This is a genomic window from Cellulosimicrobium sp. G4 BAM 1002 (assembly GCF_057126935.1).
Map to the genome: position 1 here is coordinate 2,537,843 of NZ_CP182109.1, position 25,217 is coordinate 2,563,059.

At 73.6% G+C, this 25,217-nt stretch carries 16 protein-coding genes and 1 tRNA gene; 5 read left to right on the forward strand and 12 right to left on the reverse strand.

Annotated elements, in window-relative coordinates:
* Positions 1 to 22 precede the first annotated feature (22 nt).
* Complete coding sequence (locus tag ACMXGY_RS11520) at positions 23 to 406, forward strand: hotdog fold thioesterase (protein WP_483776851.1); 384 nt, start codon at positions 23 to 25, stop codon at positions 404 to 406.
* 21 nt (positions 407 to 427) lie between these two features.
* On the opposite strand, the gene ACMXGY_RS11525 is transcribed toward ACMXGY_RS11520, so the two are convergent.
* Both ACMXGY_RS11525 and ACMXGY_RS11530 read right to left on the reverse strand, forming a co-directional pair.
* Positions 428 to 1,093: an N-acetyltransferase family protein gene (locus tag ACMXGY_RS11525; protein WP_483773135.1), complete on the reverse strand. Its 666-nt coding sequence runs from the start codon at positions 1,091 to 1,093 to the stop codon at positions 428 to 430.
* 231 nt (positions 1,094 to 1,324) lie between these two features.
* Positions 1,325 to 1,945 carry an ANTAR domain-containing response regulator gene (locus ACMXGY_RS11530; RefSeq protein ID WP_483776852.1) on the reverse strand — a complete coding sequence of 207 codons (621 nt, stop codon included), beginning with the start codon at positions 1,943 to 1,945 and terminating at the stop codon, positions 1,325 to 1,327.
* Positions 1,946 to 2,139: 194 nt separating this feature from the next.
* Here ACMXGY_RS11530 and ACMXGY_RS11535 point away from each other — a divergent pair.
* A tRNA-Leu gene (locus ACMXGY_RS11535) sits at positions 2,140 to 2,213 on the forward strand.
* 82 nt (positions 2,214 to 2,295) lie between these two features.
* Entirely contained in the window at positions 2,296 to 2,910 is a 615-nt protein-coding gene (locus ACMXGY_RS11540; RefSeq protein WP_483773136.1) for a 4'-phosphopantetheinyl transferase family protein, read from the forward strand.
* 16 nt (positions 2,911 to 2,926) lie between these two features.
* Here the strand turns inward: ACMXGY_RS11540 and ACMXGY_RS11545 are convergent, their stop codons facing one another.
* Together ACMXGY_RS11545 and ACMXGY_RS11550 are read right to left on the reverse strand one after the other, a co-directional pair.
* The gene (locus ACMXGY_RS11545) at positions 2,927 to 4,228 is read right to left on the reverse strand and encodes a M1 family metallopeptidase (RefSeq protein WP_483773137.1); all 1,302 of its coding nucleotides are present in this window, start codon (positions 4,226 to 4,228) and stop codon (positions 2,927 to 2,929) included.
* Between the two features lie 91 nt (positions 4,229 to 4,319).
* Complete coding sequence (locus ACMXGY_RS11550; RefSeq protein WP_483773138.1) at positions 4,320 to 8,309, reverse strand: Pls/PosA family non-ribosomal peptide synthetase; 3,990 nt, start codon at positions 8,307 to 8,309, stop codon at positions 4,320 to 4,322.
* Between the two features lie 207 nt (positions 8,310 to 8,516).
* Between ACMXGY_RS11550 and ACMXGY_RS11555 the strand changes: the two genes are divergently transcribed.
* Positions 8,517 to 10,760, forward strand: coding sequence for a glycoside hydrolase domain-containing protein (locus ACMXGY_RS11555; RefSeq protein WP_483773139.1), 2,244 nt, complete (start codon positions 8,517 to 8,519; stop codon positions 10,758 to 10,760).
* On the forward strand, positions 10,757 to 12,088 hold the full coding sequence (locus ACMXGY_RS11560) for a glycosyltransferase (protein ID WP_483773140.1): 1,332 nt from the start codon (positions 10,757 to 10,759) through the stop codon (positions 12,086 to 12,088). Before ACMXGY_RS11555 ends, ACMXGY_RS11560 begins: the two co-directional genes overlap by 4 nt.
* On the opposite strand, the gene ACMXGY_RS11565 is transcribed toward ACMXGY_RS11560, so the two are convergent.
* The 8 genes from ACMXGY_RS11565 to trpC form a co-directional block, all read right to left on the reverse strand.
* A complete protein-coding gene (locus ACMXGY_RS11565) occupies positions 12,057 to 12,923 on the reverse strand; it encodes a nucleotidyltransferase domain-containing protein (protein ID WP_483773141.1) in 867 nt (288 codons plus the stop codon). The two genes, ACMXGY_RS11560 and ACMXGY_RS11565, sit on opposite strands and share 32 nt — an antisense overlap.
* Before the next feature lie 285 nt (positions 12,924 to 13,208).
* Entirely contained in the window at positions 13,209 to 14,639 is a 1,431-nt protein-coding gene (pyk, locus tag ACMXGY_RS11570; protein ID WP_483773142.1) for a pyruvate kinase, read from the reverse strand.
* Positions 14,640 to 14,751: 112 nt separating this feature from the next.
* Positions 14,752 to 16,218: a glutamate synthase subunit beta gene (locus ACMXGY_RS11575; RefSeq protein ID WP_483773143.1), complete on the reverse strand. Its 1,467-nt coding sequence runs from the start codon at positions 16,216 to 16,218 to the stop codon at positions 14,752 to 14,754.
* Positions 16,211 to 20,794, reverse strand: coding sequence for a glutamate synthase large subunit (gene gltB, locus ACMXGY_RS11580; RefSeq protein ID WP_483773144.1), 4,584 nt, complete (start codon positions 20,792 to 20,794; stop codon positions 16,211 to 16,213). Before gltB ends, ACMXGY_RS11575 begins: the two co-directional genes overlap by 8 nt.
* Positions 20,795 to 20,932: 138 nt before the next feature.
* Positions 20,933 to 21,946: a prolipoprotein diacylglyceryl transferase gene (lgt, locus tag ACMXGY_RS11585; RefSeq protein ID WP_483773145.1), complete on the reverse strand. Its 1,014-nt coding sequence runs from the start codon at positions 21,944 to 21,946 to the stop codon at positions 20,933 to 20,935.
* The gene (trpA, locus tag ACMXGY_RS11590) at positions 21,943 to 22,860 is read right to left on the reverse strand and encodes a tryptophan synthase subunit alpha (protein WP_483773146.1); all 918 of its coding nucleotides are present in this window, start codon (positions 22,858 to 22,860) and stop codon (positions 21,943 to 21,945) included. The genes lgt and trpA overlap by 4 nt, the downstream gene beginning before the upstream one ends.
* Positions 22,857 to 24,125 carry a tryptophan synthase subunit beta gene (gene trpB / locus ACMXGY_RS11595; protein WP_483776853.1) on the reverse strand — a complete coding sequence of 423 codons (1,269 nt, stop codon included), beginning with the start codon at positions 24,123 to 24,125 and terminating at the stop codon, positions 22,857 to 22,859. Before trpB ends, trpA begins: the two co-directional genes overlap by 4 nt.
* A 124-nt stretch (positions 24,126 to 24,249) precedes the next feature.
* A complete protein-coding gene (gene trpC / locus ACMXGY_RS11600; RefSeq protein ID WP_483773147.1) occupies positions 24,250 to 25,062 on the reverse strand; it encodes an indole-3-glycerol phosphate synthase TrpC in 813 nt (270 codons plus the stop codon).
* Positions 25,063 to 25,217 lie beyond the last annotated feature (155 nt).

Sequence of the window (25,217 nt, forward strand, 5' to 3'; positions counted from 1 at the left end):
GCCGAGCCACGCCTACGAGGCGATGGGGCTGCGCACCGAGGGGACCCTCATCGAACGCATGGGCATCGAGCTGGAGGACGTGAGCGCGGCCCGCGTCACGGCCCGGATGCCCGTCGAGGGCAACACGCAGCCCGCCGGGCTGCTCCACGGGGGTGCGTCGGTCGTGCTCGCCGAGACCCTCGGCTCGATCGCCGCGCAGCTCCACGGCGGGCCGGGCAGGGCGGCCGTGGGCATCGAGGTCAACGCCACCCACCACCGCGGCGTGCGCGAGGGCTGGGTACGCGGCGAGGCCGTCGCCGTGCACCTGGGGCGCACGACCGCGAGCTACGAGATCGTCGTGTCCGACGACGCCGGTCGGCGCGTGTGCACGGCCCGCCTCACGTGCATGATCCTCGCCCAGGGCTGAGCGCCGGGGCGTGACCGCGGCTCAGCCGGGGAGCGTCTCGCGCGTCTCGGTCGTCGTCACGACGCCGGAACGACGGTGGTACTCCGCCTGGAACTCGCGCAGGTCGACCGGACCGGACATGGTCTCGGTGCGGGCCCGGCGTCGGCGGGCGATGAGGTCCTCGAGGGACCGTGTCCCGCGGCGGGCCGGCGCGAGGTCGGCGGCGAGCCGGCGCTGGAGCACCGCGGTCGAGACGACGCGGTGGCCGGCCACCGGCCCGAAGCCGAGCCGCGCCAGAAAGCGCTGCACCCCGCGCGAGCCGGGGATGGGCACCGAGTAGACGTGGGACGCGCCCGCGGCGGCGGCGAGGTCGGCCGTCGCGCTGAGCAGCGCGTGCCCGACGCCCCGGCGGCGCGAGTCCTCGCCGACGTACACGGCCTCGACGTACAGGCTCGGCTCGTCCGCGAACAGGTGGGGCTCGAGCACCCGCGCCAGCACGAAGCCCACGGGACGGCCGTCCTGCAGGGCGACGAGCACGTTGCCCCCGGGCAGGGTCAGCAGCACCGAGAGGTGCCGGACCAGACGTTCCGCGTCGGGGGCGCAGATCTGGGCTCCGGACGCGGACTCCGTGCGAGCCTCCGAGCACAGCTCGGCGACGCCGCGCAGGTCGTCACCGACCGCGGGCCTGACCTCGACTGCTGGGCGCACCGGACTCCTCCTCGTTCGCACCGTGTGGCCGGCGGCACCGAGGGACGTGGGGCGGGTGAAGGTCCACGTCGCTCGGACGGCGCCGTCGGCCGTCGACTGAGCACTACGTGGCGACCGCGTGTCCACCGCCCCGGGAACTACTGGACGCCAGTCCAAGACGATAGCCCGCCCGGGGCGCCGTGACAAAGGACCAGTTCAGGACCTCGCACGGCCGGAGCGGCCGCCGACGGCTCAGGCGTTGCCGACCTGCTCGATGACGGCGTCGGCCACCTCGCGCATCGTCAGACGGCGGTCCATCGACGTCTTCTGGATCCACCGGAAGGACTCGGGCTCGCTCAGACCCATCTTGGTCATGAGCAGGCCCTTCGCGCGGTCGACGCGCTTGCGCGTCTCGAACCGCTCCGCCAGGTCCGCGACCTCGGACTCGAGCGCCGTGATCTGCGAGTAGCGCGAGATCGCGATCTCGACCGCCGGGAGGAGGTCCGCCGGGGTGAACGGCTTGACGACGTACGCCATCGCGCCGGCGTCACGCGCGCGCTCGACGAGCTCGGCCTGCGAGAACGCCGTGAGCAGGACGACCGGCGCGGCGTGCGCCTTGCCGATCTGCTCCGCCGCGGAGATGCCGTCGAGCTCGGGCATCTTCACGTCCATGACGACGACGTCGGGCTTGAGCTCGAGCGCCAGCTTCACCGCCGTCGCGCCGTCACCGGCCTCACCGACCACCTCGAACCCTGCGTCGCGCAGCGTCTCGACGACGTCGAGGCGGATGAGCGCCTCGTCCTCGGCGACGACGGCGCGGCGCGCGGCGCGACCTGTCGGTGCGGGCGTCGCCGCGGGCTCGGGCTCGATCATGGGGGGCAGGTCGAGCGGCTGCTTGTCCTCGGGCTGCGCTGTCTGGTCACTCACGGGGTTCATCGTAGTGCGCCGCACCCCGTGCCGCCCCCGGGTTTCGCCCTCGGAGGAGTGTGATTCTCGAACGTGGTCGCGCGTGTGGTTCGATGGTGCACGCGCGACGTGCCCTCCCCCGTTGAGCGGCACCGCGCGCGGCCCCGGTAGCCCAACCGGCAGAGGCGTTCGGCTCAAACCCGATCCAGTGTGGGTTCGAATCCCACCCGGGGCACCCTCACCGCCTGCGCAGGGATCCGTGCGCACGCGAGACGCAGTCCGCCCCTGCCGACGAGCGAGCACGCGACAATGACGGCGTGATCCGCGTCGTCGCCCGGCCGCTCCTCCCGTCGACCGCTGCCCCGCGCGCCGACGCACGCGCGCGCAGCGCGGCCGTGTGGCGGCTGGCCGCCGCCCTGGCCGGCGACGTGGCCGGCGTCCCGATCCTCGCCTCTCCCCGGCGGCGCTGCAGGAGCTGCGGCGCGACCGGGCACGGCAAGCCCGAGCTTCCCGCAGCGCTGGCGGTCGGCCTCCACGTCTCGGTGAGCGCGACCGACGGGGTGCTGGCGGCCGCGGTGTCCGACGAGGGCCCCGTGGGCCTCGACGTCGAGTCCGTGCGTGCCGTCGCCGCCGCTCCCGTCGCGGCCGTGCTCCTCCATCCGCGCGAGGCGGCACGGGGCGGCACGGGTCCTCGTGCGCTGGCCATGACCTGGGTACGCAAGGAGGCTCTGCTCAAGGCGACGGGCCACGGGCTCCGCATCCCGCCGTCGTCCCTCGAGCTCACGGCCGCGCACGCGGTCCCGGCACTCCTGGCCGCGCCCGCCGAGCTCGGCGTCGGGCCGCTCGACGTGCGCCTCGCGGACCTCACCGACGTCGAGCTCGCGGAGGTCGAGGACCACGTCGGAGCCGTCGCCGTGCTCGTGCGCCGGTAGGGACGACCGCGGTCGGTCAGCCGGCTGCGGGCGCGGGGAGCGCGGGCAGTCGCGGGTCCAGCAGCCACCTGTCCAGCAACCCGTCGGCGCCGTCGAGGTCCGCGCGCACGGCCCGCACCGCCGCACGGAAGTCGTCCGTCGTCACGGACCCGTACCGGTGCGTCGACGTCCAGGCCCGCAGGAGCGTGAAGAACACGTCGTCCCCCAGCGTCGAGCGCAGGGCGTGCAACGTCAGCGCACCCCGCTTGTACAGCCGGTCGTCGAACATCCGCCCCGGTCCGGGATCCGCGAGGACGAGGTCCTGGGGCAGCGCGGACAGGCGGGCGTGGGTCGCTCGCGCGAGCCCCTCGGCGCGCTCCCCGCCCGCCGCCTCGGACCACAGCCACTCGGCGTAGCAGGCGAAGCCCTCGTTGAGCCAGATGTCCTGCCAGCGGGCGACGGACACGCTGTTGCCGAACCACTGGTGGGCGAGCTCGTGGGCGATCAGCCGGTCCCAGGTGCCCGCGCCGTCGAGGTGGTTCGCCCCGAAGATCGCGAGCCCCTGGGCCTCGAGGGGGATCTCGAGCTCGTCCTCGGTGACGACGAGCCGGTATCCCTCGGGGAACGGGTAGGGACCGAAGAGGGACTCGAAGACGCTCATCGTCTCGCTGTGCCGGGCGAGGTCGCGCTGCGCGGCGTCCCGCTGCGCGGCGTGCACCAGCACGGTCTGTGCCACCGGGTGCCGCGCCGCGTCGAGGAGGCCGGGCAGCCCGGGCCGGCGACCGACGTCGAGCTCGTCGAACCGGCCGACGACGACGGTGGCGAGGTACGTGCACATCGGCGCGGTCGGGCCGAAGCGCCACGTCCGCGTCGACGCCCTGCGGGCGACGTCGAGCAGCGGGCCGTTGGCCGCCACCGCGTACCCCGAGTCGGTGGTGACCGAGATCTCGAAGGTCGCCTTGTGCGCGGGGCTGTCGTTGCACGGGAACCAGGTGGGTGCGCCGTCCGGCTGTCCGGCGACGAGCGACCCCTCCGTGAGCTCCTCCCAGCCCACGTCGCCCCACGGGCCGATCCACGGCCGCGGTCGACCGCCGTAGACGATCACCAGGCGCGTCGCCGTGCCACGCGACGCCTCGCGGCCCAGGCGGACGTGGAGCCTCCCCCCGGTGTGCGTGAACCGCACCGGACGACCGTCGGCCGTGACGCGCGTCGCCTTGAGGTGGACGAGGTCCAGCTCGACGACGTCGACGTCCGCGTCCAGCACGACGTCGAGCGTCGCGACGCCGTCGAGCCGGTTGGTGCGGACCCGGTAGGTGAGCTCGAGGCCGTACCGGTTCACGTGGTGATCGGTCGAGCCGCGGTGGGGGGCGTAGGGATCGGGTGCGCCGAGGGCGCGATGACGGCGGGCCACGGTCGGGCGTCCTCCAGTGTCAGGTTCGCCGCATCGTACGCGACGACGACGCGGCCGACGCCCGGCCGCGCACGGGCCCGGGGCCGGTCCACGGCACGATCGGGTTGCCGTGCCAGCGCGACCCGGGCGGCACGACCTCGCCGCGCATGACGAGCGAGGCCGGTCCCACGCGCGCACCCGCGGCGATCACGGCGGCCGGCAGGATCACGCCGTGCGGGCCGATCGAGGCCCCGGCGCCGATCTCGACCGTGTCCAGGCTCATGACGCGGTCGTGGAACAGGTGGGTCTGGAGCACGCAGCCGCGACCCACGACGGTGCCGTCCCCGAGGCGTACGAGGTCCGGCTCGGGGAGCCAGTAGGTCTCGCACCAGACGCCCCGGCCGACGCGGGCGCCCAGGGTGCGCAGCCACGCCGACAGCAGCGCTGTCCCGGCGACGTGGTCGGAGAACCACGGTGCGGCGACCGTCTCCACGAACGTGTCCTGGAGCTCGTTGCGCCACACGAACGAGCTCCACAGCGGGTGGTCCCCGGCGTGGAAGCGTCCGACGAGCGCCCACTTGACCGCCGTCGTCAGGAGCGCCCCGAAGAGGCCCGCGCCGAGCAGCACCACGCCCGCGAGGAGCGAGGCGGTGCCGTACCCCGAGACCGACACGAGGACCTGCAGGGCGACGACGACGGCCACCGCCACGTAGGCCGAGCACACGGGCCCGGCCCAGCGGAGCAGCTCGAACGCCCCGCGCGCGACGAGCAGGCGGCGCGGGGGCTCGAACGTCCGCGACTCGTCGGTGTCGGCCTGGGCGACGCGCCGCAGCCGGGTCGGGGGGTTGCCGAGCCACGACGAGCCGGCCTTGGCCTTCGCGGGCGCTGCCGAGAGGACCGCGACGAGGCCGTTCTTGGGGACCGAGCGGCCCGGCGCGGTGATCCCCGAGTTCCCGAGGAACGCGCGCTTGCCCACGCGGGCGCGCGCCACCCGGACCCATCCGCCGCCCAGCTCGTACGGCGCGACCATCGTGTCGTCGGCGAGGAAGGCACCGCGCGAGACGTCCATCATCGACGGGATACCGAGGACGGTCGACGCCTCGACGTCGCGTCCGACACGCGCGCCGAGCAGGCGCAGCCACGTGGGCGTGAAGACGCTCGAGTAGAGCGGGAAGAGGACCGTGCGCGCGGAGTCCATGAGGCGCTGCGTGACCCATGCCTGCCAGCCCTGGCGGCTGTGCGTGGCATGGAACCCCTCGCGCAGGCCGAGGGCGAGCAGGCGCACGCTCGCGAGCACGAGCAGCGCGTACGTCGCCGCGGCCGCGAGGGTCGCGAGCGGCACCCGGAGCGCGAGCGCCCCGAGGAGAGCCGACGTCGCGGGCACCGTCGGGCCCCAGCCCGCGGCGAGCACGAGCACGCCGACGCCCGCCGCCACGACCGGCACGAGGCTCAACGCCGCCCCGCTCACGCCGTACACCGCGGCCCACGCGCGGCGCTGCGGCGGTCGAGCGTCCGGCCACGGGTGCTTGACCTCGCTGCGCACGCGGACCGCGGGCGACCCCGCCCAGTACTCGCGCGCCCCCACCTTGCCGGCCACGCACGATCCCGCTGCGACGTCCGCCTCCTTGCCCACCCGTGCGCCGGGCAGCAGGGTGGACCGGGCGCCCACGGTCGCGCCCGCGCCGACCCGCACTCGGCCGACGACGAGGGTGCCGCCGTCGATCCAGTGTCCCGACAGGTCGACCTCGGGCTCGACGGCGCACCCCTTGCCGAGCGTTAGCATCCCCGTGACGGGGGGCAGCGAGTGGAGCTCGACTCCCGCGCCGACCTTCGCGCCGAGGAGCCGTGCGTAGACGCCGACGAGGGGCGCGCCTGCGACGGTCACTCCCCCGGTCGCGCCGACGAGGGACTCGGCGGCCCACAGGCGCAGGTGCACGCTCCCGCCCCGCGGGTACCGTCCCGGGCGCACGCCCCGGAGCAGGAGCCGCGCCCCGGCTGCGGCCACCAGGAGCCGCCCGGGCGGGCTCACCAGGAGCAGCCATCCCGCGACCACCCACCACCACGAGACCGGACGGGCGAACGGCAGGGACGTCGTCGCCGCGAGCACGTTGTTCAGCGCCGCGACGGCGACGATCCAGCGCAGCCCCGCGAACGTGCGCAACGGGACGAGCGCGAGGAGCTGGACGACCTGGGACCGCAGCGGCACGGGGGCCGCGGGCGCCGCGGCCTCCGCACCCGACTTCGTGCCCGGCCCGGACGACGACCCGGCCCGGTCGCCGTCGTGCGCCTGGTCGACGAACGCCGCGAGCTCGCCCACGGACGGGTTGTCGTAGAGGTCGGCCACGGTGATCGTCGGCACGCGCTCGCGCAGCGCCGAGATGACCTGCGCGGCCGTGAGGCTGCCCCCGCCGAGCTCGAAGAAGTCGTCGTCCGCGCCCTGGGGCGCCGCACCGAGGACGCGTCCCCACACGGCGGCGAGCCACTCCTGGGTGGCGGTCAGCGGTGGCGCGTCGTCCGTCGGTCGCGACTCGGCCACGAGCCGCACGCCGTCCGGCAGGGGCCAGGGCAGCGCGTCGCGGTCGACCTTCCCTGACGTCCGGGTCGGCACGGCGTCGACCACGGCCAGCAGGGGGACGAGCGCCGCAGGCAGCGTGTGACGCAACGCGTCGACGCACGTGCGCGCGTCGAGCGGCTCGGTGCGAGCGGGGTCGCGGACGAGGTACCCCACGAGCACCTGGTTGCCCGCCTCCGAGCGGCGGACCGCGCTCGCCGCCGCGGACACGCCCTCGAGCGCGAGCAGCGCGGCGTCGATCTCGCCGAGCTCGATCCGCCGTCCGCCGACCTTGACCTGGTCGTCGGCGCGGCCCACGAACAGCAGGCCGGCGTCGTCGCGCACCACGAGGTCCCCGCTGCGGTACGCGCGCTCCCATCCGAGCCCGGCGTGCGGCGCGTACTTCTCCGCGTCCTTCGCGGCGTCGAGGTACCGCGCGAGACCGACACCGCCGATCACCAGCTCGCCGGTCGCGCCGGGGACCACCGGGAGCCCGTCCCCACCGACGACGGCGAGGTCCCACCCGTCGAGCGGGAGCCCGATGCGGACGGGGCCCGCACCGCGGAGCAGCGCCGCGCAGGCCACGACCGTCGCCTCGGTGGGACCGTACGTGTTCCAGACCTCCCGTCCGGGCACCGCGAGCCGGTCGACGAGGTCCTGCGGGCACGCCTCGCCGCCGAAGATCAGCAGCCGGACCCCCGCGAGCGAGTCCGGGGGCAGGAGGCCCGCGAGGGTCGGGACGGTCGAGACAACCGTGATGCCCCGTTCGGCGATCCACGGTCCGAGCTCGGCCCCCGTGCGCACCAGGGCCCGGGGTGCGGGCACGAGGCACGCCCCGTGCCGCCACGCGAGCCACATCTCCTCGCACGACGCGTCGAACGCCACGGACAGTCCCGCGAGGACACGGTCCTTCGGGCCGAGCGGATCACCCGGGAGGAACAGCCGCGCCTCCGCGTCGACGAACGCCGAGGCGTTGCGGTGCGTCACCGCGACACCCTTGGGCGTGCCCGTCGACCCCGAGGTGAAGATCACCCACGCGTCGTCCCCGGGCCCGGGCAGCTCGCCCGCGCGCGGGTTCGGCTCGGTGTCCGGGCGCACGGCGAGGTGGGCGTCGTCGCCGACGACCGCGCGGACCCCGGCCTCCGTGAAGACCAGCTCGGCCCGCTCCTCGGGGTCGTCGCGGTCCACCGGGACGTACGCCGCGCCCGCGCGCAGGACCGCGAGCACCGAGAGGTACAGGTCCGCGCGGCCCGACGTCGCCCGGACCCCGACGCGGTCCCCCGGCCCCACGCCGATCGCCGTCAGCCGTGCCGCCCGCGCCTCGACCTCGCGCACCGTCTCGGCGTACGTGAGGACCGTGCCGTCGTCGAGGGCCGCGGCGTCGGGGTGGGCCACCGCCGTCGCCTCGAGGACGTCGAGGAGCGTCCTCGGGGCTGGAGCGCGGCTCCCGGCGAGGAGCGGGTCGGTCGACGTCGTCATGGGGGACATGCTGCTCCTGGTCGGGAAAGGGGTCCTGGCGGAGGCTACAGACCGGTGGTGGACGCGGGGCGAACGCCCGATGACCGGACGGCCGGCGCCTCGTCGTCACGTCACCGAAACCCTCCGGACACAGTGCGCTCGTAGCGTCCTGCGGACCGGCGCGTACAGGTTCAGCCACGGACCGACCTGTGCAGGAGGGAGGCTCTCGTGATCGACCACGTGGACCCGTTCGTCGGTACGGCCGCGGTGGCCCTGCCCGAGCCGTCGGGCCTCGCGGCGACGTGGTGGTCGCCCAAGCCGCAGGTCGGCAACACGCACCCGGGCGCGTGCCACCCGCTGGGGATGGTCTCGGTGTGCGCGTACTCGGGCGCCTACCCCACCGGGTACGGCCGGTACGACCTCAGCACCGAAGGGGTCCCGACGCCGCTGCTCGACCGCCAGGCGGCGTCCGGGTTCACCCACTTCCAGCAGTCCGGCACCGGTGCGATCCGCAAGTACTACAACTACGTCCGGGTCACCCCCATGCTCGAGCCGCTCGACGCGCTCGGCCGGCGCTGGGACCTCCTCGACGAGGAGGCGTCGCCCGGCCACTACGCCGCGACCCTCGGCAGCGGGATCCGGTGCGAGGTGACGGTCGGGCCGAAGAGCGCCGTGCACCGGTACACGTTCCCCGAGCACCACGACGCCCGGCTCGTCGTCGACCTTTCGCTCGGCGGCCTCGCGATCCCCTACGGCGCGACCGTGCCGCTGCGCGCCCACCTCGGGACGCTCGGCCCCGGGGCCGCGGCCGGCGAGATCGTCGTCGAGGGGGCGCCCCTCGCGGTGCACCTCGAGTGCGACGCACGCCGCTGGCGGCAGATGCTCTGGTACGACCGCCGCCTCATGCCGGGCAGCACGCGGCTCGACTTCGGGGACATCCGGCCGACGACGCTGCGCCCGTTCGGCCTCCTGTGGGCAGGCCCGACGACGGCCGGCCAGGTCGTCGAGCTCCACGTCGGCTTCTCGCTGCGCGGGCCCGAGCGTGCCCGGGAGAACCTCGCCCGGGACCGCGGCCCGGGGCCGTCGGGCTTCGACGCCCGGCACGAGCGCACCGCCGCGACGTGGAGCGCACACCTCGACCGGATCGAGGTCGACTGCCCCGACCCGGAGCGTCGCACGGTGTTCGCGACGGCGCTGTACCACTCGCTCCTCAAGCCGTGCCTCGCGCCCGGCGAGAGCCCGTTCTGGCCCGGTGACACGCCGTTCGCCTTCGACCTCTCGACGATGTGGGACATCTACCGCACGCAGCTCCCGCTGCTCGCGACGTTCTGGCCGGACCGCGCGGTCGAGCTCGCCACTGCCCTGCTGCACATCTGCGAGGAGGAGGGGAACTTCCCCATCGGGTACCGCATGGCCCGCGGCGCGGACCGGTTCTCGCGCCAGGCGAGCGCGCTCGCGCAGACCTTCCTCGCCGACCTGTGCGCGCTCGACGTGCCCGGCGTCGACTGGGACTGGGCGCTCGTGCACATGCACAACGACCTGCGCCGCACCTACGGCGAGGACTACCTCCTCCAGGGCGTCGCCCACCCGATCAGCCACACCCTCGACCTCGCGGCGGGCTACTGGTGCACCGCCCGCGTGGCTCGCCGCGTCGGTGACGAGGCGCTCGCGGACGAGCTCGCCCTGCACGCGCGGGGCTGGATGAACGCGTTCGACCCCTCCACCGGGCTCCTGCGCGACTCGACCTTCTACGAGGGCGGGCGCTGGAACTACTCGTTCCGCCTCGTGCACGACATGGCCGCCCGGATCGCGCTCGCCGGCGGCGACGACGCGTTCGTCGCGCTCCTCGACCGCTTCTTCGGGTTCGGCGCGCGGCCCGTGACGCAGCCCGGCGAACGACCGCCCGCCGCGGAGATGGCCGCCGGTTACGCGCTCGACCGCTTCGAGGGCCTCAACAACGAGCCCGACATGGAGGCCCCGTGGGCCTACCACTACGCGGGCAGACCGGACCGCACGGCCGAGATCGTGCACGCCGCCGTCCACCAGCGGTTCGGGACCGGGCCCGGCGGGCTGCCCGGCAACGACGACTCCGGCGGCCTGAGCTCGTGGTACGTGTGGGCGTCGCTCGGCCTCTTCCCCGTCGCGGGCCACGCGCTGTTCCTGGTCAACGCCCCCGCCTTCGCGGAGTCCCGGCTCCGGCTGCCTGGCGGGGTGCTGACGATCGAGACCACCGGCTTCGTCGAGCCCGGCCCGCGCACGCCACCGCAGCACGTGCGCGCCGCGTGGCTCGACGGCCGCCCGCTGAGGCGCACCTGGCTCCCCGCTGCCCACGCGCGCAGGGGTGGGCGTCTCCTCCTGGAGCTCGGCCCCGAGCCGTCCGGCTGGGGCACCGCGCCCGGTGACCGTCCGCCGTCGTACCCCGGCACCGCGACCCGAACCCGCCCCGACGACACGACCCCGGAGACGCCATGACCACCACCCCGCCCCGGACGCCAGCCCGTCGCCTCGTGATCGTGGTGCGCGCCGATCCTGTGATCTGCGGCCACTCCGGCGAGGCGCGCAACCTCGCCGAGGCCGCGCTCCACCGTGGCTTCACCGACGTCCGCATCGTCACGTGGCCGGTCGAGCGGCTCGAGGCGGCCGGGCTGCCCCTCAAGCCGCTCGACTCGGTCCTGCCCTACAGCCCCGGGATCACGGTCGAGCGCCCCGCTCCCGTCGGCGACTACAAGGTGCCCGACGGGCGCTACCTCGCCGGGCTCACGGGACGCCTCGTCGAGCTCTTCACCGACGGTGTACCCACCGTGTGCCTCTCGCTCTACCTCAGCCCGCACACGACCGCCGTGACCGACGCCGTGCGGGTCGCGCGCAGCACCGGGCTCCCGGTCGAGGTCGCGACGATCGCGGAGGCCGTCGGCTCCGACGTCACCAACGTCGTGCGCACGTGCGTCGAGGAGGGCCGCTTCGGCGCCGCCGCACACGTGCTGACCGACTACCTCGCGAGCGACCTCTGCGTCGCCGTCTCGCGCTACACGCGCGACCTCGTGGTCGCGTGCGCGCAGGAGATCGACGACCGGCACGGCACGTTCTTCGCCGACCAGTGCCGGTCCCGCATCCAGGTCTCCTACCCGGCGATCGACACCTGCGCCTACACCGAGCTCGACCCGGCGACCACCGCGGACGTCCTCGCCGCACGCGGCCTCGAGCGTGGCGGGTACGTGCTGTACCTCTCCCGCCTCGCGGCCGCCAAGGGCGTGGACGACCTCATCGACGGCTACGCGCGCTCGCAGACCGCCGCGACCACGCGGCTCGTCGTCGCGGGCCGCGGCCCGGCGGAGGCGGACCTGCGAGCCCGTGCCGCCGCAAGCGCGGTCGCCGACCGGATCCTGTTCCTCGACGACGTCGACGACGCCACGAAGCCCCACCTCATGGCGGGCAGCTCCGCCTTCGTCCTGCCGAGCAAGCCGCGACCCGAGTTCGTCGAGACGTTCGGCATCGCGCTCGTCGAGTCGATGCTCGCCGGCGGTGGACCGGTCGTCACGACCGACACCGGCGGCATCGGGGAGGCGGTCGGCCGGCACGCGACGATCGTGCCGACCCATGCCCCGGACGCGATCGCCGCGGCGCTCGACGACGTCCTCGCTCTCGACGAGGGCACCCGCCGCACACGCTCCGACGCCGCGCGGGAGCACGCGCTGCAGTTCGACCGCGCGGCCGTGCTCGACGCGATGCTCGCCGGCCTCGCGACCTCCCCCACCGCCCCGCGCTGGGTCAGCGACCTGCTGCGACCGGTGCGGGTATGACGCGGCCCGCCCGGGCGTCGTCGGACCGGTCCGCCGGCCCGAACCGGGCGACCGCGGACCGGAAGTACGCGGCGGTCTCGGTCCGTACCGTCGGTCGCGCGTCGGCGCGCGACCGTGCGTCCGCCGCGCGGCGGAGCTCATCCGCGACGAAACGCCCGAGCGGCTCCGGCACCGTCCCCGAGCCCATCTCGCGCGACACCGCCTTGAGCTCGACCAGGTCGCGTGCCGCCCGTACGACGGCGTCCGGTGCCTCGCCCTCGTCGAGCAGGCGCGCGAGGTCCATCGGCGGGACGACGGCGTCCGGCCGGACGCGTAGCCAGCGCAGCGTCGCCGCCGGTCGCACCGCGTAGAAGACCTTCTTCAACGGCGCTTGGGCACCCGACCACCGGTCGCGCTGTCCCCGCCCGACGTGCAGGTAGTGCCGGCGCAGCGCGTCCCGGTCGACCACGCGCTCCGCCAGCTGCAGCAGCTCCGACCGGAATACGTCGTCCGCGCGGTACACGATCGGCGAGCGCAGCCACTCGAGCAAGGTCGCGTTCCCCTTCACGAGCAGCCGGACGGCCTTGAGCAGGTCCCACCCGTTCACGTCGAGCACCGCGTCGAGCGGCGTCTCGACGACGTCGCGACGCGGCCAGGGATCGAGGTAGTCCGTGGCCGACCGCACGTACACGAACCGGCAGTCGTAGTCCGAGTCCGGCGACGGGAACCCCCACGCACGGCTCCCGCTCTCGACGGCCAGCGGGATCGCCACCCGCTCGTCGCGCACGACGCCGTCCAGCCGCGCGTCGATCCGACGCACGACCGCAGGGTCCAGGGAGTCCGGCACGGCACGCATCCCGCGAGGGTAGGGGCGGTGCCGGTGCGGTGTCCCGGCATTTCGGCACTGGTGCGGTTCGAGCGGCCTGACGACGCGTGGTCGGGCTGGGAGGCCGGGGCGTCGTCGGCCCAGCCGACCGCTGCACGAGGTGACGGGACCGGGAGCGGGGCCGGAGAGGAGGAGGGCCCCGCGGAAGGTGACCAAGAGCGACGCACTCAGGAACGACGAACAGCGACGCCCCCAGCGAGGGGGCGTCGCCGTCAGACCGCGCGACGAGACCGCGCCCTCAGGGGCGCGGCCGGGTCACTTGCGCGTGTCGGAGTGGTCGCCGATCTTGTGCACGAGGATCGAGTTCGTCGTGCCGGGCTGGCCGACGGGCGCACCGGAGACGACGACGACGAGGTCGCCGACCTCGGCGAGGCCGTTCGCCTGCAGGGTCGTGTCGACCTGGCCCACCATCGCGTCGGTGTTCTCCACCTCGGGCACCTGGTAGGTCTGCGTGCCCCACGTGAGCGACAGGACGTTGCGCACGTGCTCGCGCGGCGTGAAGGCGAGCAGCGGGATGTGCGAGCGCAGGCGGGACATGCGCTTCGCGGAGTCGCCCGACTGCGTGAACGTCACGAGGTACTTCACGCCGAGGATCTCGCCGATCTCGGCGGCCGCACGCGTGATCGCGCCACCGCGGGTGTGCGGGGTCGAGCCGAGGGGGGCGATCCGCTCGCGGCCCGCCTCCTCGGTCGCCTCGATGATGCGCGCCATGGTCTCGACCGTGAGGATCGGGTACTCGCCGACGCTCGTCTCGCCCGAGAGCATGACCGCGTCGGCGCCGTCGAGGACGGCGTTGGCGCAGTCGGACGCCTCGGCGCGCGTCGGGCGCGGCGAGTTCGTCATGGACTCGAGCACCTGCGTCGCCACGATGACGGGCTTGGCGTTGCGGCGTGCGAGCTCGACGATGCGCTTCTGGACGAGCGGCACCTGCTCGAGCGGCAGCTCGACGGCGAGGTCGCCACGCGCGACCATGACGCCGTCGAAGGCGTCGATGATCTCGGCGAGGTTCTCGACAGCCTGCGGCTTCTCGATCTTGGCGACGACGGGGACCGTGCGGCCCTCCTCGTCCATGATCTGCTTGACGTCGTCGAAGTCCTTGGCGGAGCGCACGAACGACAGCGCGATGATGTCGGCGCCGAGTCGCAGCGCCCAGCGCAGGTCGTCGCGGTCCTTCTCGGACAGCGCGGGCACGGAGACCGCGACGCCCGGGAGGTTCAGGCCCTTGTTGTTCGACACGGGGCCGGCGACCTCGACGCGCGTCACGACGCGCGGGCCCTCGACGGCGGTGACGCGGACGAGCACCTTGCCGTCGTCGATGAGGATCGGGTCACCGACGCGGGCGTCGCCCGGCAGGCCCTTGTGCGTCGTGGAGACGAGCTCCTTGGTGCCGACGACGTCGTCCGTCGTGATGGTGAAGGTGTCACCCTCCTCCAGCCAGTGCTTCTGGTCCTCCGCGAAGCGCCCGAGGCGGATCTTCGGCCCCTGGAGGTCGACGAGCACGGCGACGGACCGGCCCGAGGCCTTCGCGGCCTCGCGCACGCCGTGGTAGACGGCCTCATGCTCCTGCGCGCTGCCGTGGCTGCGGTTGATCCGCGCGACGTCCATCCCCGCGTCGACGAGCGCCCGGAGCTGCTCCTTCGACTCGGTCGCAGGTCCGATGGTGCAGACGATCTTTGCTCTGCGCATATCTCCAGCCTCTAGTCCTCCGTCCGGCTGCGAGCCGGACGTCGCGGGGTGCCCCTCCCAAGGATGCCCCGCTCATCGTCCCGACGCCGGACACCCGGCGTCGGGGTGCACGTCAAGCGCGCAGTGACACGGTGCTCGCGCGCACGGGCGCGGGCAGCTCGGTCCCTCCCTGAAGGTAGGCGTCGACGGAAGCCGCCGCAGCCCGACCCTCGGCGATCGCCCACACGATCAGCGACTGCCCGCGTCCGGCGTCGCCGGCCACGAACACGCCCGGCAGCGACGTCGCGAAGTCGTCGTCACGCCCGACCAGGCCGCGGGCCGTGAGGTCCACGGCGGACTGAGACGTGAGGGTCTCGGTCTCCGGGCCCGTGAAGCCCATCGCCACGAGCACGAGGTCCGCGGGGATCTCGCGCTCGGTGCCGGCCTTCGGGACGCGCCGGCCTTCGGGCAGGTACTCGGTCTCGGCCACGCGCAGCGCGCGGACCGTGCCGTTCTCGTCCCCGAGGAACTCGACAGTCGACGCGAGGTACTCGCGCTCGCCGCCCTCCTCGTGGGACGAGGACACCTCGAACACGATCGGGTCGGTCGGCCAAGGCTGGCTCGCCGCACGTTCGAGCGGCGGCTGCTTGCCGATTGCCAGCGTCGTGACGCTCGCCGCGCCCTGGCGCAGCGACGTCCCGAGGCAGTCGGAGCCGGTGTCGCCACCGCCGATGACGATGACGTGCTTGCCCTCGGCCGTGATCTGGTCGGGCACGACGCGTCCCGCCACGACGGCGTTCGCCTGGTGCAGGAACTCCATCGCGTAGTGGATCCCGCCGAGCTCGCGGCCCGGGATCGACAGGTCGCGCGGGACGGTCGCGCCGGTGGCGACGACGACGGCGTCGTACCGCGCGCGCAGGTCGTCCCACGTGATGTCGACGCCGATCTCGACGCCGGGCCGGAAGCGCGTGCCCTCGGCCTCCATCTGGGCGATGCGCCGGTCGATGTGGAGCTTCTCGAGCTTGAAGTCCGGGATGCCGTACCGCAGGAGCCCGCCGATCGCGTCGTCCCGCTCGTACACGGCGACCGTGTGGCCGGCGCGCGTGAGCTGCTGCGCCGCGGCGAGCCCGGCGGGGCCGGAGCCCACGACGGCGACGGTCGAGCCCGTGAGCCGCTGCGGCACCCGGGGCGTGACGTACCCGCGCGCGAACGCCTCGTCGATGATCGAGACCTCGACGTTCTTGATCGTCACCGCGGGCTGGTTGATGCCCAGCACGCAGCTCGACTCGCACGGCGCCGGGCACACCCGGCCGGTGAACTCGGGGAAGTTGTTCGTCTCGTGCAGGCGGTCGATCGCGTCGGCCCACTGCTCGCGGTAGACGAGGTCGTTCCACTCGGGGATGAGGTTCCCGAGGGGGCAGCCCTGGTGGCAGAACGGGATGCCGCAGTCCATGCAGCGCCCGGCCTGCTCCTTGAGGAAGACCTGCCCGTCCTCGAGGTGGGCGTGCACGTCCTTCCAGTCTCGCAGGCGGACGGCGACCGGCCGGTTCGGCGGGAGCTCACGCTCCCGCACCTTCAGGAATCCGCGAGGGTCAGCCACGGGCCACCTCCAAGATCTGGTCCCACACGCCTGGCGCGGCCGGGTCGAGCCCTGCGGACTCGGCCTTGTCGAGCGCGGAGCGCATGCGCGCGAAGTCGGTCGGCAGCACGCGCGTGAAGCGCTGCGCGGCCGCGGGGAAGTCGTCGAGCAGCTCGGCCGCCAGCAGCGAGCCCGTCTCGTCGTGGTGGCGACGCACGAGCGCCTCCACGAGCGTCACCTCGTCGTCCTCGAGCGGGCTCAGGCCCAGCTCGCCGGTCGCCAGGGCGCTCGTGTTGACGGCGCTCTCGCGCAGGTCGAGGACGTACGCCGTGCCGCCGGACATGCCTGCGCCGAAGTTGCGGCCGGTCGGGCCGAGGACCAGGACGGTCCCGCCCGTCATGTACTCGCAGCCGTGGTCGCCCACACCCTCGACGACGAGCGTCGCACCGGAGTTGCGGACGCCGAACCGCTCGCCCACGCGCCCGCGCAGGAAGATCTCCCCGGACGTCGCGCCGTAGCCGATGACGTTGCCCGCGACGACGTTGCTCGACCCCGTGAGGACCGCGTTGCGGTCGGGGCGCACGACGATCCGCCCGCCCGACAGGCCCTTGCCCACGTAGTCGTTCGCGTCGCCGAACAGGCGCAGGGTGACGCCGCGGGGCAGGAACGCACCGAGCGACTGGCCGGCGGACCCCGTGAGGGTCACGTCGATCGTGTCGTCGGGCAGCCCCTCGCCGCGGTACCGCTTGGTGACCTCGTGCCCCAGCATGGTCCCGACGGTCCGGTTGACGTTGCGCACCGAGAGCGAGATCCGTACCGGCTCCCGACGCTCGAGCGCGTCCGCCGCGAGGGCGACGAGCTGGTTGTCGAGCGCCTTGTCGAGGCCGTGGTCCTGGGTCGTGGTGTTGCGCAGCGACGACCCCTCGACGGGCACGGGCTTCTCGAGCACCGGGCCGAGGTCGAGCCCCTGGGCCTTCCAGTGGTCGACGGCCTTGCGCGTGTCGAGGTACTCGACGTGGCCGATCGCCTCCTCGATGCTGCGGAAGCCCAGGCGCGCGAGGTACTCGCGCACCTCCTGGGCGATGAACTCGAAGAAGTTCACGACGAACTCCGGCTTGCCCGTGAAGCGCGAGCGCAGCTCGGGGTTCTGGGTGGCCACACCGACGGGACAGGTGTCCAGGTGGCACACGCGCATCATGACGCAGCCCGAGACGACCATCGGGGCGGTCGCGAAGCCGAACTCCTCGGCACCGAGCAGCGCCGCCACGACGACGTCGCGCCCGGTCTTCATCTGCCCGTCGACCTGGACGACGATGCGGTCGCGCAGGTTGTTGAGCACGAGCGTCTGCTGGGTCTCGGCGAGGCCGATCTCCCACGGCGTGCCCGCGTGCTTGAGCGACGTCAGCGGGCTCGCGCCCGTGCCGCCGTCGTGGCCCGAGATCAGCACGACGTCGGCGTGCGCCTTGGAGACGCCCGTCGCGACGGTACCGACGCCGAACTCGGAGACGAGCTTGACGTGGATCCGCGCGGCCGGGTTCGCGTTCTTGGCGTCGTGGATGAGCTGCGCCAGGTCCTCGATCGAGTAGATGTCGTGGTGCGGCGGCGGCGAGATGAGCCCGACGCCCGGCGTCGAGTGCCGGGTCTTCGCGACCCACGGGTACACCTTGTGGCCGGGGAGCTGACCGCCCTCGCCGGGCTTGGCGCCCTGGGCGAGCTTGATCTGGATGTCGTCCGCGTTGGTCAGGTACTCGCTCGTCACGCCGAACCGTCCGGACGCGATCTGCTTGACCTTCGAGCGCCGCTCCGGGTCGTACAGGCGCTCCGGGTCCTCGCCGCCCTCGCCCGTGTTCGAACGACCGCCGAGGCGGTTCATCGCGATCGCGAGCGTCTCGTGCGCCTCGGCGGAGATGGAGCCGTACGACATCGCGCCGGTGTTGAACCGCTTGACGATCTCGCTCACCGGCTCGACCTCGTCGAGCGGGACGGCGGGGCGCTCGCCCTCGCGGAGCTCCAGCAGGCCGCGCAGCGTCATGAGCCGCGACGACTGCTCGTCGACGCGGTGCGTGTACTGGCGGAAGATGTCGAACCGGCGCTCCCGGGTCGAGTGCTGCAGGCGGAACACCGTCTCCGGGTCGAAGAGGTGCTCCTCGCCGTCGCGGCGCCACTGGTACTCGCCGCCCGTCGTCAGCCGCACGTGCGCCTGGTGGTTGCCCGACGCCGGGTAGGCCTCGGCGTGGCGCGCCGCGACCTCGGCCGCGATGACGTCGAGGCCGATGCCGCCGAGCCGGGACGTGGTGCCGGCGAAGTAGTCGCGCACGAGGTCGTGCGAGAGCCCGACGGCCTCGAAGACCTGCGCGCCCCGGTAGGACGAGATGGTCGAGATGCCCATCTTGCTCATGACCTTGAGCACGCCCTTGCCGAGCGCCTTGATGAGGTTCGCGACCGCCTTCTCCGGGTCGACGCCGAGGTAGCCGCGCAGAGCGAGGTCCTCGACGGTCTCCATGGCGAGGTACGGGTTGACCGCGGCGGCGCCGTAGCCGATGAGGAGCGCGACGTGGTGCACCTCGCGCACGTCGCCCGCCTCGACGACGAGCGAGACCTGGGTGCGTGTGTGCCGGCGCAGCAGGTGGTGGTGCACGGCGCTCGACAGCAGGAGCGAGGGGATCGGCGCGAGGTCGGAGTCCGAGTCGCGGTCGGACAGCACGATGAAGCTCGCGCCGGCCGCCACGTGCTCGTCCACCTCGGCGAAGATCTCCTCGAGGCGCGCGAGGAGTGCCTCTCCCCCGCCGGCGACGCGGTACAGGCCCTTGATCGTCACCGCGCGGAAGATGCCCGCGAGGCTCGGGTCCTTGTCGACCCGGATGATCTTGGCGAGCTGGTCGTTGTCGAGCACCGGGAACGGGAGCATGAGCTTGCGCGCGTGCTCCGGGGTGTCGACGAGCAGGTTCGGCTCGGGGCCGATCGCCCCGCCGATCGACGTGACGAGCTCCTCGCGGATCGCGTCGAGCGGCGGGTTCGTCACCTGGGCGAACATCTGCGTGAAGTAGTCGAACAGCAGCCGCGGGCGCTGCGAGAGCACCGCGATCGGCGTGTCCGTACCCATCGCGCCGAGCGGCTCGGCTCCCGCGTTCGCCATGGGGGTGAGCAGGATCTTGAGCTCTTCCTCGGTGTAGCCGAACGCGCGCTGGCGGCGCTGCACTGAGGCCGGGCTGTGCGCCACGTGCTCGCGCTCGGGAAGCTGGTCGAGGTAGACGGAGTTCTCCTCCACCCACCGCGCGTAGGGGCGCTGCGCGGCGAGCTGGGACTTGATCTCCTCGTCCTCGATGATCCGGCCCTGCCCGGTGTCCACGAGGAACATGCGACCGGGCTCGAGCCGGCCCTTGCGCACGATCGTCGCCGGGTCGAGGTCGAGCACGCCGGCCTCGCTGGCGAGCACGACGAGACCGTCCTCGGTCACCCAGTAGCGACCCGGACGCAGGCCGTTCCGGTCGAGCACGGCGCCGATGAGCGTCCCGTCGGTGAAGTTCAGGCACGCCGGACCGTCCCACGGCTCCATGAGCGTGGAGTGGTACTCGTAGAACGCGCGCAGGTCCGGGTCCATCTCGGCGTGGTTCTCCCACGCCTCGGGGATCATCATGAGCACCGCGTGCGGCAGCGGGCGCCCGGCGAGGTGCAGGAGCTCGAGCACCTCGTCGAAGCTGGCCGAGTCGCTCGACCCCTCCGAGCACACCGGCAGGAGCGGAGCGAGGTCGCCGACGGCGTCGCTCGCGAGGGTGCCCTCGCGCGCCGCCATCCAGTTGCGGTTGCCCCGCACCGTGTTGATCTCGCCGTTGTGCGCGATCATGCGGAACGGCTGCGCGAGCGGCCACGACGGGAACGTGTTCGTCGAGAAGCGCGAGTGCACGAGCGCGATCTCGCTCGCGTAGCGCGGGTCGGACAGGTCCGGGAAGAACGGCTCGAGCTGCGCCGTCGTGAGCATGCCCTTGTACGTGAGGGTGCGCGCCGAGAGCGACGCGAAGAACAGGCCGAGCTCGTTCTCCGCGCGCTTGCGCAGACGGTACGTGCGGCGGTCGAGCTCGACGCCCGACAGCTCGCGCGCGGGGTCCGCGACGACGACCTGGCGGAACAGCGGCATGGAGGCGCGCGCGCTCGGGCCGACGAGGTCGGCCGTCACGGGCACGTCGCGCCACGCGAGGACGTCGAGCTTCTCCTCGGCGGCGATGGCCTCGACGCCGCGGACCGCCGCGGCAGCCTCGCCGTCGTCCTGCGGCAGGAACGCCATGCCGATCGCGTAGTGGCCGGCGGGCGGGAGCTCGGCGTCGACCACGTCGCGCACGAACGCGTCCGGGATCTGCGTGAGGATCCCGGCGCCGTCGCCGCTGTTCTCCTCGGCGCCGACGGCGCCGCGGTGGTCGAGGTTGAGCAGGGCCGTCAGCCCTGCGTCAACGATGTCGCGTCCGGGCGTGCCACGGAGCGTCGCCACGAAGGCGACGCCGCAGGCGTCGTGCTCGGCGGCGGGGTCGTACAGACCGTGAGCCGTGGGAGGGGCGGACAGGGCGGGTGCCCGGTGCGCGTCCCGATACTGCGGCGTGGTCATCAACACCGTCCTCACAGGCGCCCGACCGAGACGGCCGGGCTGGTTCCAGCTGGGGGGTTCGGGACGTCATCGGCCCTTCGGACATGACAGAACCCACCGGGCGGTCGCCCGGCGGATTCGCCTATGAATGACGGACGCTCAACGACCGGGGTCTGGTCGCGCGGCATCTGCCGGTTCGGACTCCTCCGAGTCGTCGGAGTCCTCGGTCTGCTCGGCGTCCTCGTCGTCGGTCGACTGCTCGACCGGCTCCTCGGACTCCGTGGCGGGCGCGTCGTCCGGTGCGTCGAGGGACACCGTCTCCTCACGCCCGGGATGCCGGCGCCCGATCACGACAAACGCTATCAACGCACCGATGCCGACCAAGATCGAGGTCCAGACGTTCAGCCTGAGACCGAGGACGAGCTCGGCCTCGTCGATGCGCAGCATCTCGATCCACACCCGACCGAGCGTGTAGACGAAGACGTAGAGCCAGAATACCCGACCGTGACCGAGCCGGAACCGGCGGTCCAGATAGATCAGGAGCAGGGCAGCACCGATGTTCCAGACCATCTCGTACAGGAACGTCGGATGGAAGAGCGTGCCCGGTGGGTAGCCCGCTGCCGCGGCCACCGAGTCGTCCACCCGCAGGCCCCACGGGAGGGTCGTCGGAGCGCCGAACAGCTCCTGGTTGAACCAGTTGCCCAGCCGCCCCACCGCCTGCGCGAGCAGGAGCCCGGGGGCGAGCGCGTCGGCGAACGCGGCGAACCGCACGCGCTGCCGGCGGCACCCGATGTAGGCACCGACCGCGCCGAGCGCGACGGCGCCCCAGATGCCCAGGCCGCCCTCCCACACGTAGAGCGCGCGCACGGGGTCGCCGCCGGGGCCCCAGTACGGGTCCGGCGTCGAGAAGACGTGGTAGATGCGACCGCCGACGATGCCGAACGGCACCGCCCAGAAGGCGATCTCCAGGACGTCGTCGGCCTCTCCCCCGCGCTCGACCCAGCGTCGACGCGTGAGCCACAGCGCGACGCCGATGCCGGCGAGGATCGCGAGCGCGTAGGCGCGGATCGGGAACGGGCCGAGGTACCACGTGTGCTGGGGCGGGCTCGGGATCGCCGCGGGCAGTGCGCCCGCGGCCTCCGCGAGCTGCCCGACGGCGACCGCGGCGCTCACGCGACCACCTCGCCGGGCGCCGTCACACCGGCCGCACCGGCGCCGTCGGGCACGGCCCTCCCGGACCGGACGCCCGCGGCGATCGACCCGGCGACGGACCGCAGGGCCGCGAGGCGCTCGTCCCACGGCGCGTCGCCGAGCAGCGGACGGACGAACGCGGAGCCGACGATGACGCCGTCGGCGTAGCGCCCGATCTGCGCGCCCTGCTCCCCGGTGGAGACGCCCAGGCCGACGCACACCAGGTCGGCGCCCGCGGCCCGCGTGTCCGCGACCAGCCGCTCGGCCTGTGGCCCGACCTCCGAGCGAACGCCCGTGACGCCCATCGTCGAGGCGGCGTAGACGAAGCCGCGCGAGGCGCGGGCGGTGAGCTGCAGCCGCTCGGGGGTCGAGCTCGGCGCGACGAGGAACACGCGGTCGAGCCCGTGGGCGTCCGCGGCCTCGATCCAGGCTCGCCCCTCGTCCGGGATGAGGTCGGGCGTGATGAGCCCTGCTCCCCCGGCGGCGGCGAGGTCGCGCGCGAACGCGTCCACGCCGTAGCGCAGCACGGGGTTCCAGTACGTCATGACGAGGACGGGCACGCGCCCGCCCGTCCGCTCCGTGACCGCGGCGACGACGCGGAACACGTCCGCGACGCGCGCCCCTCCGTCGAGCGCGGCCTGTGCGGCCGCCTGGACGACCGGGCCGTCCATCACCGGGTCCGTGTACGGGATGCCGAGCTCGAGCACGTCCACGCCGGACTCGACGAGCGCGAGCGCCGCCTCGATCGAGCGGTCGACGCTCGGGAACCCGACCGGGAGGTACCCGACGAGCGCGGCACGCCCCTCCGCGCGGAGCTCGAGCAGGCGGCGCGCGGTGACCGACGACGTCCCTGCGGTCGGCGCCTCGAGGGCGTCCTTGGTCTGGGCCCCGCTCACAGCTGTCCCTCCGTGCCCGTCGCCGTCTCGGCGATCGCGTCGTCGTCCACGAGGTCGAACCACCGGGCGGCGGTCGCGACGTCCTTGTCCCCGCGCCCCGAGAGGTTGACGAGGATGACGTGGTCGGTCCGGCCCGCCGCGGCCGCCTCGCGCCCGATGCGCAGCGCACCGGCGAGCGCGTGCGCCGACTCGATGGCCGGGATGATGCCCTCGGTGCGGCACAGCAGCCGGAACGCGTCCATCGCCTCCGAGTCCGTCACCGGCTGGTAGGTCGCGCGTCCCAGGTCGTGGAGCCACGAGTGCGCCGGGCCGACGCTCGGGTAGTCCAGCCCGGCCGAGACCGAGTGGCTGGGGAGAGTCTGGCCGTCGTCGTCCTGGAGCAGGTACGAGCGCGCCCCGTGGAGGACGCCCGGGGCGCCGCCGCTGAACCGCGCCGCGTGCCGGCCGCTCTCGATCCCCTCGCCGCCCGCCTCGAAGCCGTAGAGCTCGACGCCCTCGTCGTCGAGGAACGCGTTGAAGAGGCCGAGCGCGTTGGAACCGCCGCCGACGCACGCCGCGAGCGCGTCCGGCAGCCGCCCGATGCGGTCGAGGATCTGCGTGCGCGCCTCCTCCCCGATGATGCGGTGGAACTCGCGCACCATCTCGGGGAACGGGTGCGGCCCCGTCACGGTGCCGAGCAGGTAGTGCGTGGTGTCGACGTTGGCGACCCAGTCACGCAGGGCCTCGTTGATCGCGTCCTTGAGCGTGCGCTGCCCGATCGTCACGGGGACGACCTCGGCGCCCAGCAAGCGCATCCGGGCGACGTTGAGCGCCTGGCGCCTCGTGTCCTCCTCGCCCATGTACACGACGCACTCGAGGTCGAGGAGCGCAGCGGCGGTCGCCGTCGCGACACCGTGCTGACCGGCACCGGTCTCGGCGATCACGCGCGTCTTGCCCATGCGCTTGACCAGCAGCGCCTGGCCGAGCACGTTGTTGATCTTGTGCGAGCCCGTGTGGTTGAGGTCCTCCCGCTTGAGGAACACGCGCGAGCCACCCGTGTGCTGCGCGAACCGCGGCACCTCGGTGAGCGGGCTCGGGCGGCCGGTGTACTCGCGGTGCAACCGCGCGAGCTCGTTGACGAAGGCCGGGTCGTCGAGCGCCTTGCGGTAGTCGGTCTCGAGCTCGTCGAGCGCGGCGATCAGGGCCTCGGGGACGAAGCGTCCGCCGAACTCGCCGAAGTACGGGCCCTCCTGGGTGGCGAGGGAGCGCGTCAGGTCGGCGCGCACGGAGTCGGCGCTCCGGGGGTCGGTCGTGGGTGTCGAGTCGGGCACGGGGCCGGTCCTCCTGCGTGGTGGGGTCTGCTGGGCCGGGGCGCGGCGCCTGTGACGTGACGGACGGAGCCGTCGTGCCTCAGGGCCGCACGGACCACAGAGACGGGTGCGCCCCGGCGGCGACGAGGTCCGCGACGGACGACCGCGGGGCGTCGTCCGTCACGAGCGCCTCGCCGACGAGCACCGCGTGCGCACCCGATCGGGCGTAGTCCATGACGTCGTGAGGGCCGCGCACGCCGGACTCGGCGACGCGGACGACCTCGTCCGGGATCGCGGGCGCGAGGCGCGCGAAGGTGGTCCGGTCGACGTCGAGCGTCTTGAGGTCGCGGGAGTTCACGCCGATGACGCGCGCACCGGCGTCGAGCGCGCGCGACACCTCGTCGACCGTGTGGACCTCCACGAGCGCGGTCATGCCGAGCGAGTGCACGCGTTCCACGAGCGACGTGAGCACCGTCTGCTCGAGCGCGGCGACGATGAGGAGCACGATGTCGGCGCCGTGCGCCCGTGCCTCCCACACCTGGTACGGCGTCACGACGAAGTCCTTGCGCAGCACGGGGACGTCGACCCTCGCGCGGACCGCGTCGAGGTCGGCGAGGCTGCCGTTGAACCGTCGCTGCTCGGTGAGCACGGAGATCGCGGACGCGCCGCCCTTCTCGTACTCGCCGGCGAGCTCGGCGGGGTCGGAGATCGTCGCGAGAGCGCCCTTGCTGGGGCTCGACCGCTTGACCTCCGCGATGATCGCGACGGCGTCGTCCGCCTTGAGCCGGCTCACGCACTCGAGTGCCCCGGGCACACGGTGGGCACGTTCCTTCAGCTCGTCCAGCGAGGTCGACGCCTGGCGCACCGCGAGATCCTCGCGCACACCGGCGACGATGTCGTCCAGAACAGTCATCGTCCCACCACTCCCCGTGCTCGTCCTCGTCCCTGCCGGGCCGGTCGGCCGCCGCGCACCCACAGGTTCAGGCCGACCCATTGACAGGGAGATACCAGCCATCGTAGGGCCGCCCCCGCGTGACGATGACCACGGTTCAGCCCACGAGACGCGAA

Excerpts from the sequence above, each read along its gene's own strand:
- ACMXGY_RS11520 (WP_483776851.1), top strand. The coding sequence starts at position 23 with ATGGGGCTGCGCACCGAGGGGACCCTCATCGAACGCATGGGCATCGAG.
- ACMXGY_RS11530 (WP_483776852.1), bottom strand. The coding sequence starts at position 1,945 with ATGATCGAGCCCGAGCCCGCGGCGACGCCCGCACCGACAGGTCGCGCC.
- ACMXGY_RS11550 (WP_483773138.1), bottom strand. The coding sequence starts at position 8,309 with ATGACGACGTCGACCGACCCGCTCCTCGCCGGGAGCCGCGCTCCAGCC.
- ACMXGY_RS11560 (WP_483773140.1), top strand. The coding sequence starts at position 10,757 with ATGACCACCACCCCGCCCCGGACGCCAGCCCGTCGCCTCGTGATCGTG.
- ACMXGY_RS11565 (WP_483773141.1), bottom strand. The coding sequence starts at position 12,923 with ATGCGTGCCGTGCCGGACTCCCTGGACCCTGCGGTCGTGCGTCGGATC.
- pyk (WP_483773142.1), bottom strand. The coding sequence starts at position 14,639 with ATGCGCAGAGCAAAGATCGTCTGCACCATCGGACCTGCGACCGAGTCG.
- gltB (WP_483773144.1), bottom strand. The coding sequence starts at position 20,794 with ATGACCACGCCGCAGTATCGGGACGCGCACCGGGCACCCGCCCTGTCC.
- trpC (WP_483773147.1), bottom strand. The coding sequence starts at position 25,062 with ATGACTGTTCTGGACGACATCGTCGCCGGTGTGCGCGAGGATCTCGCG.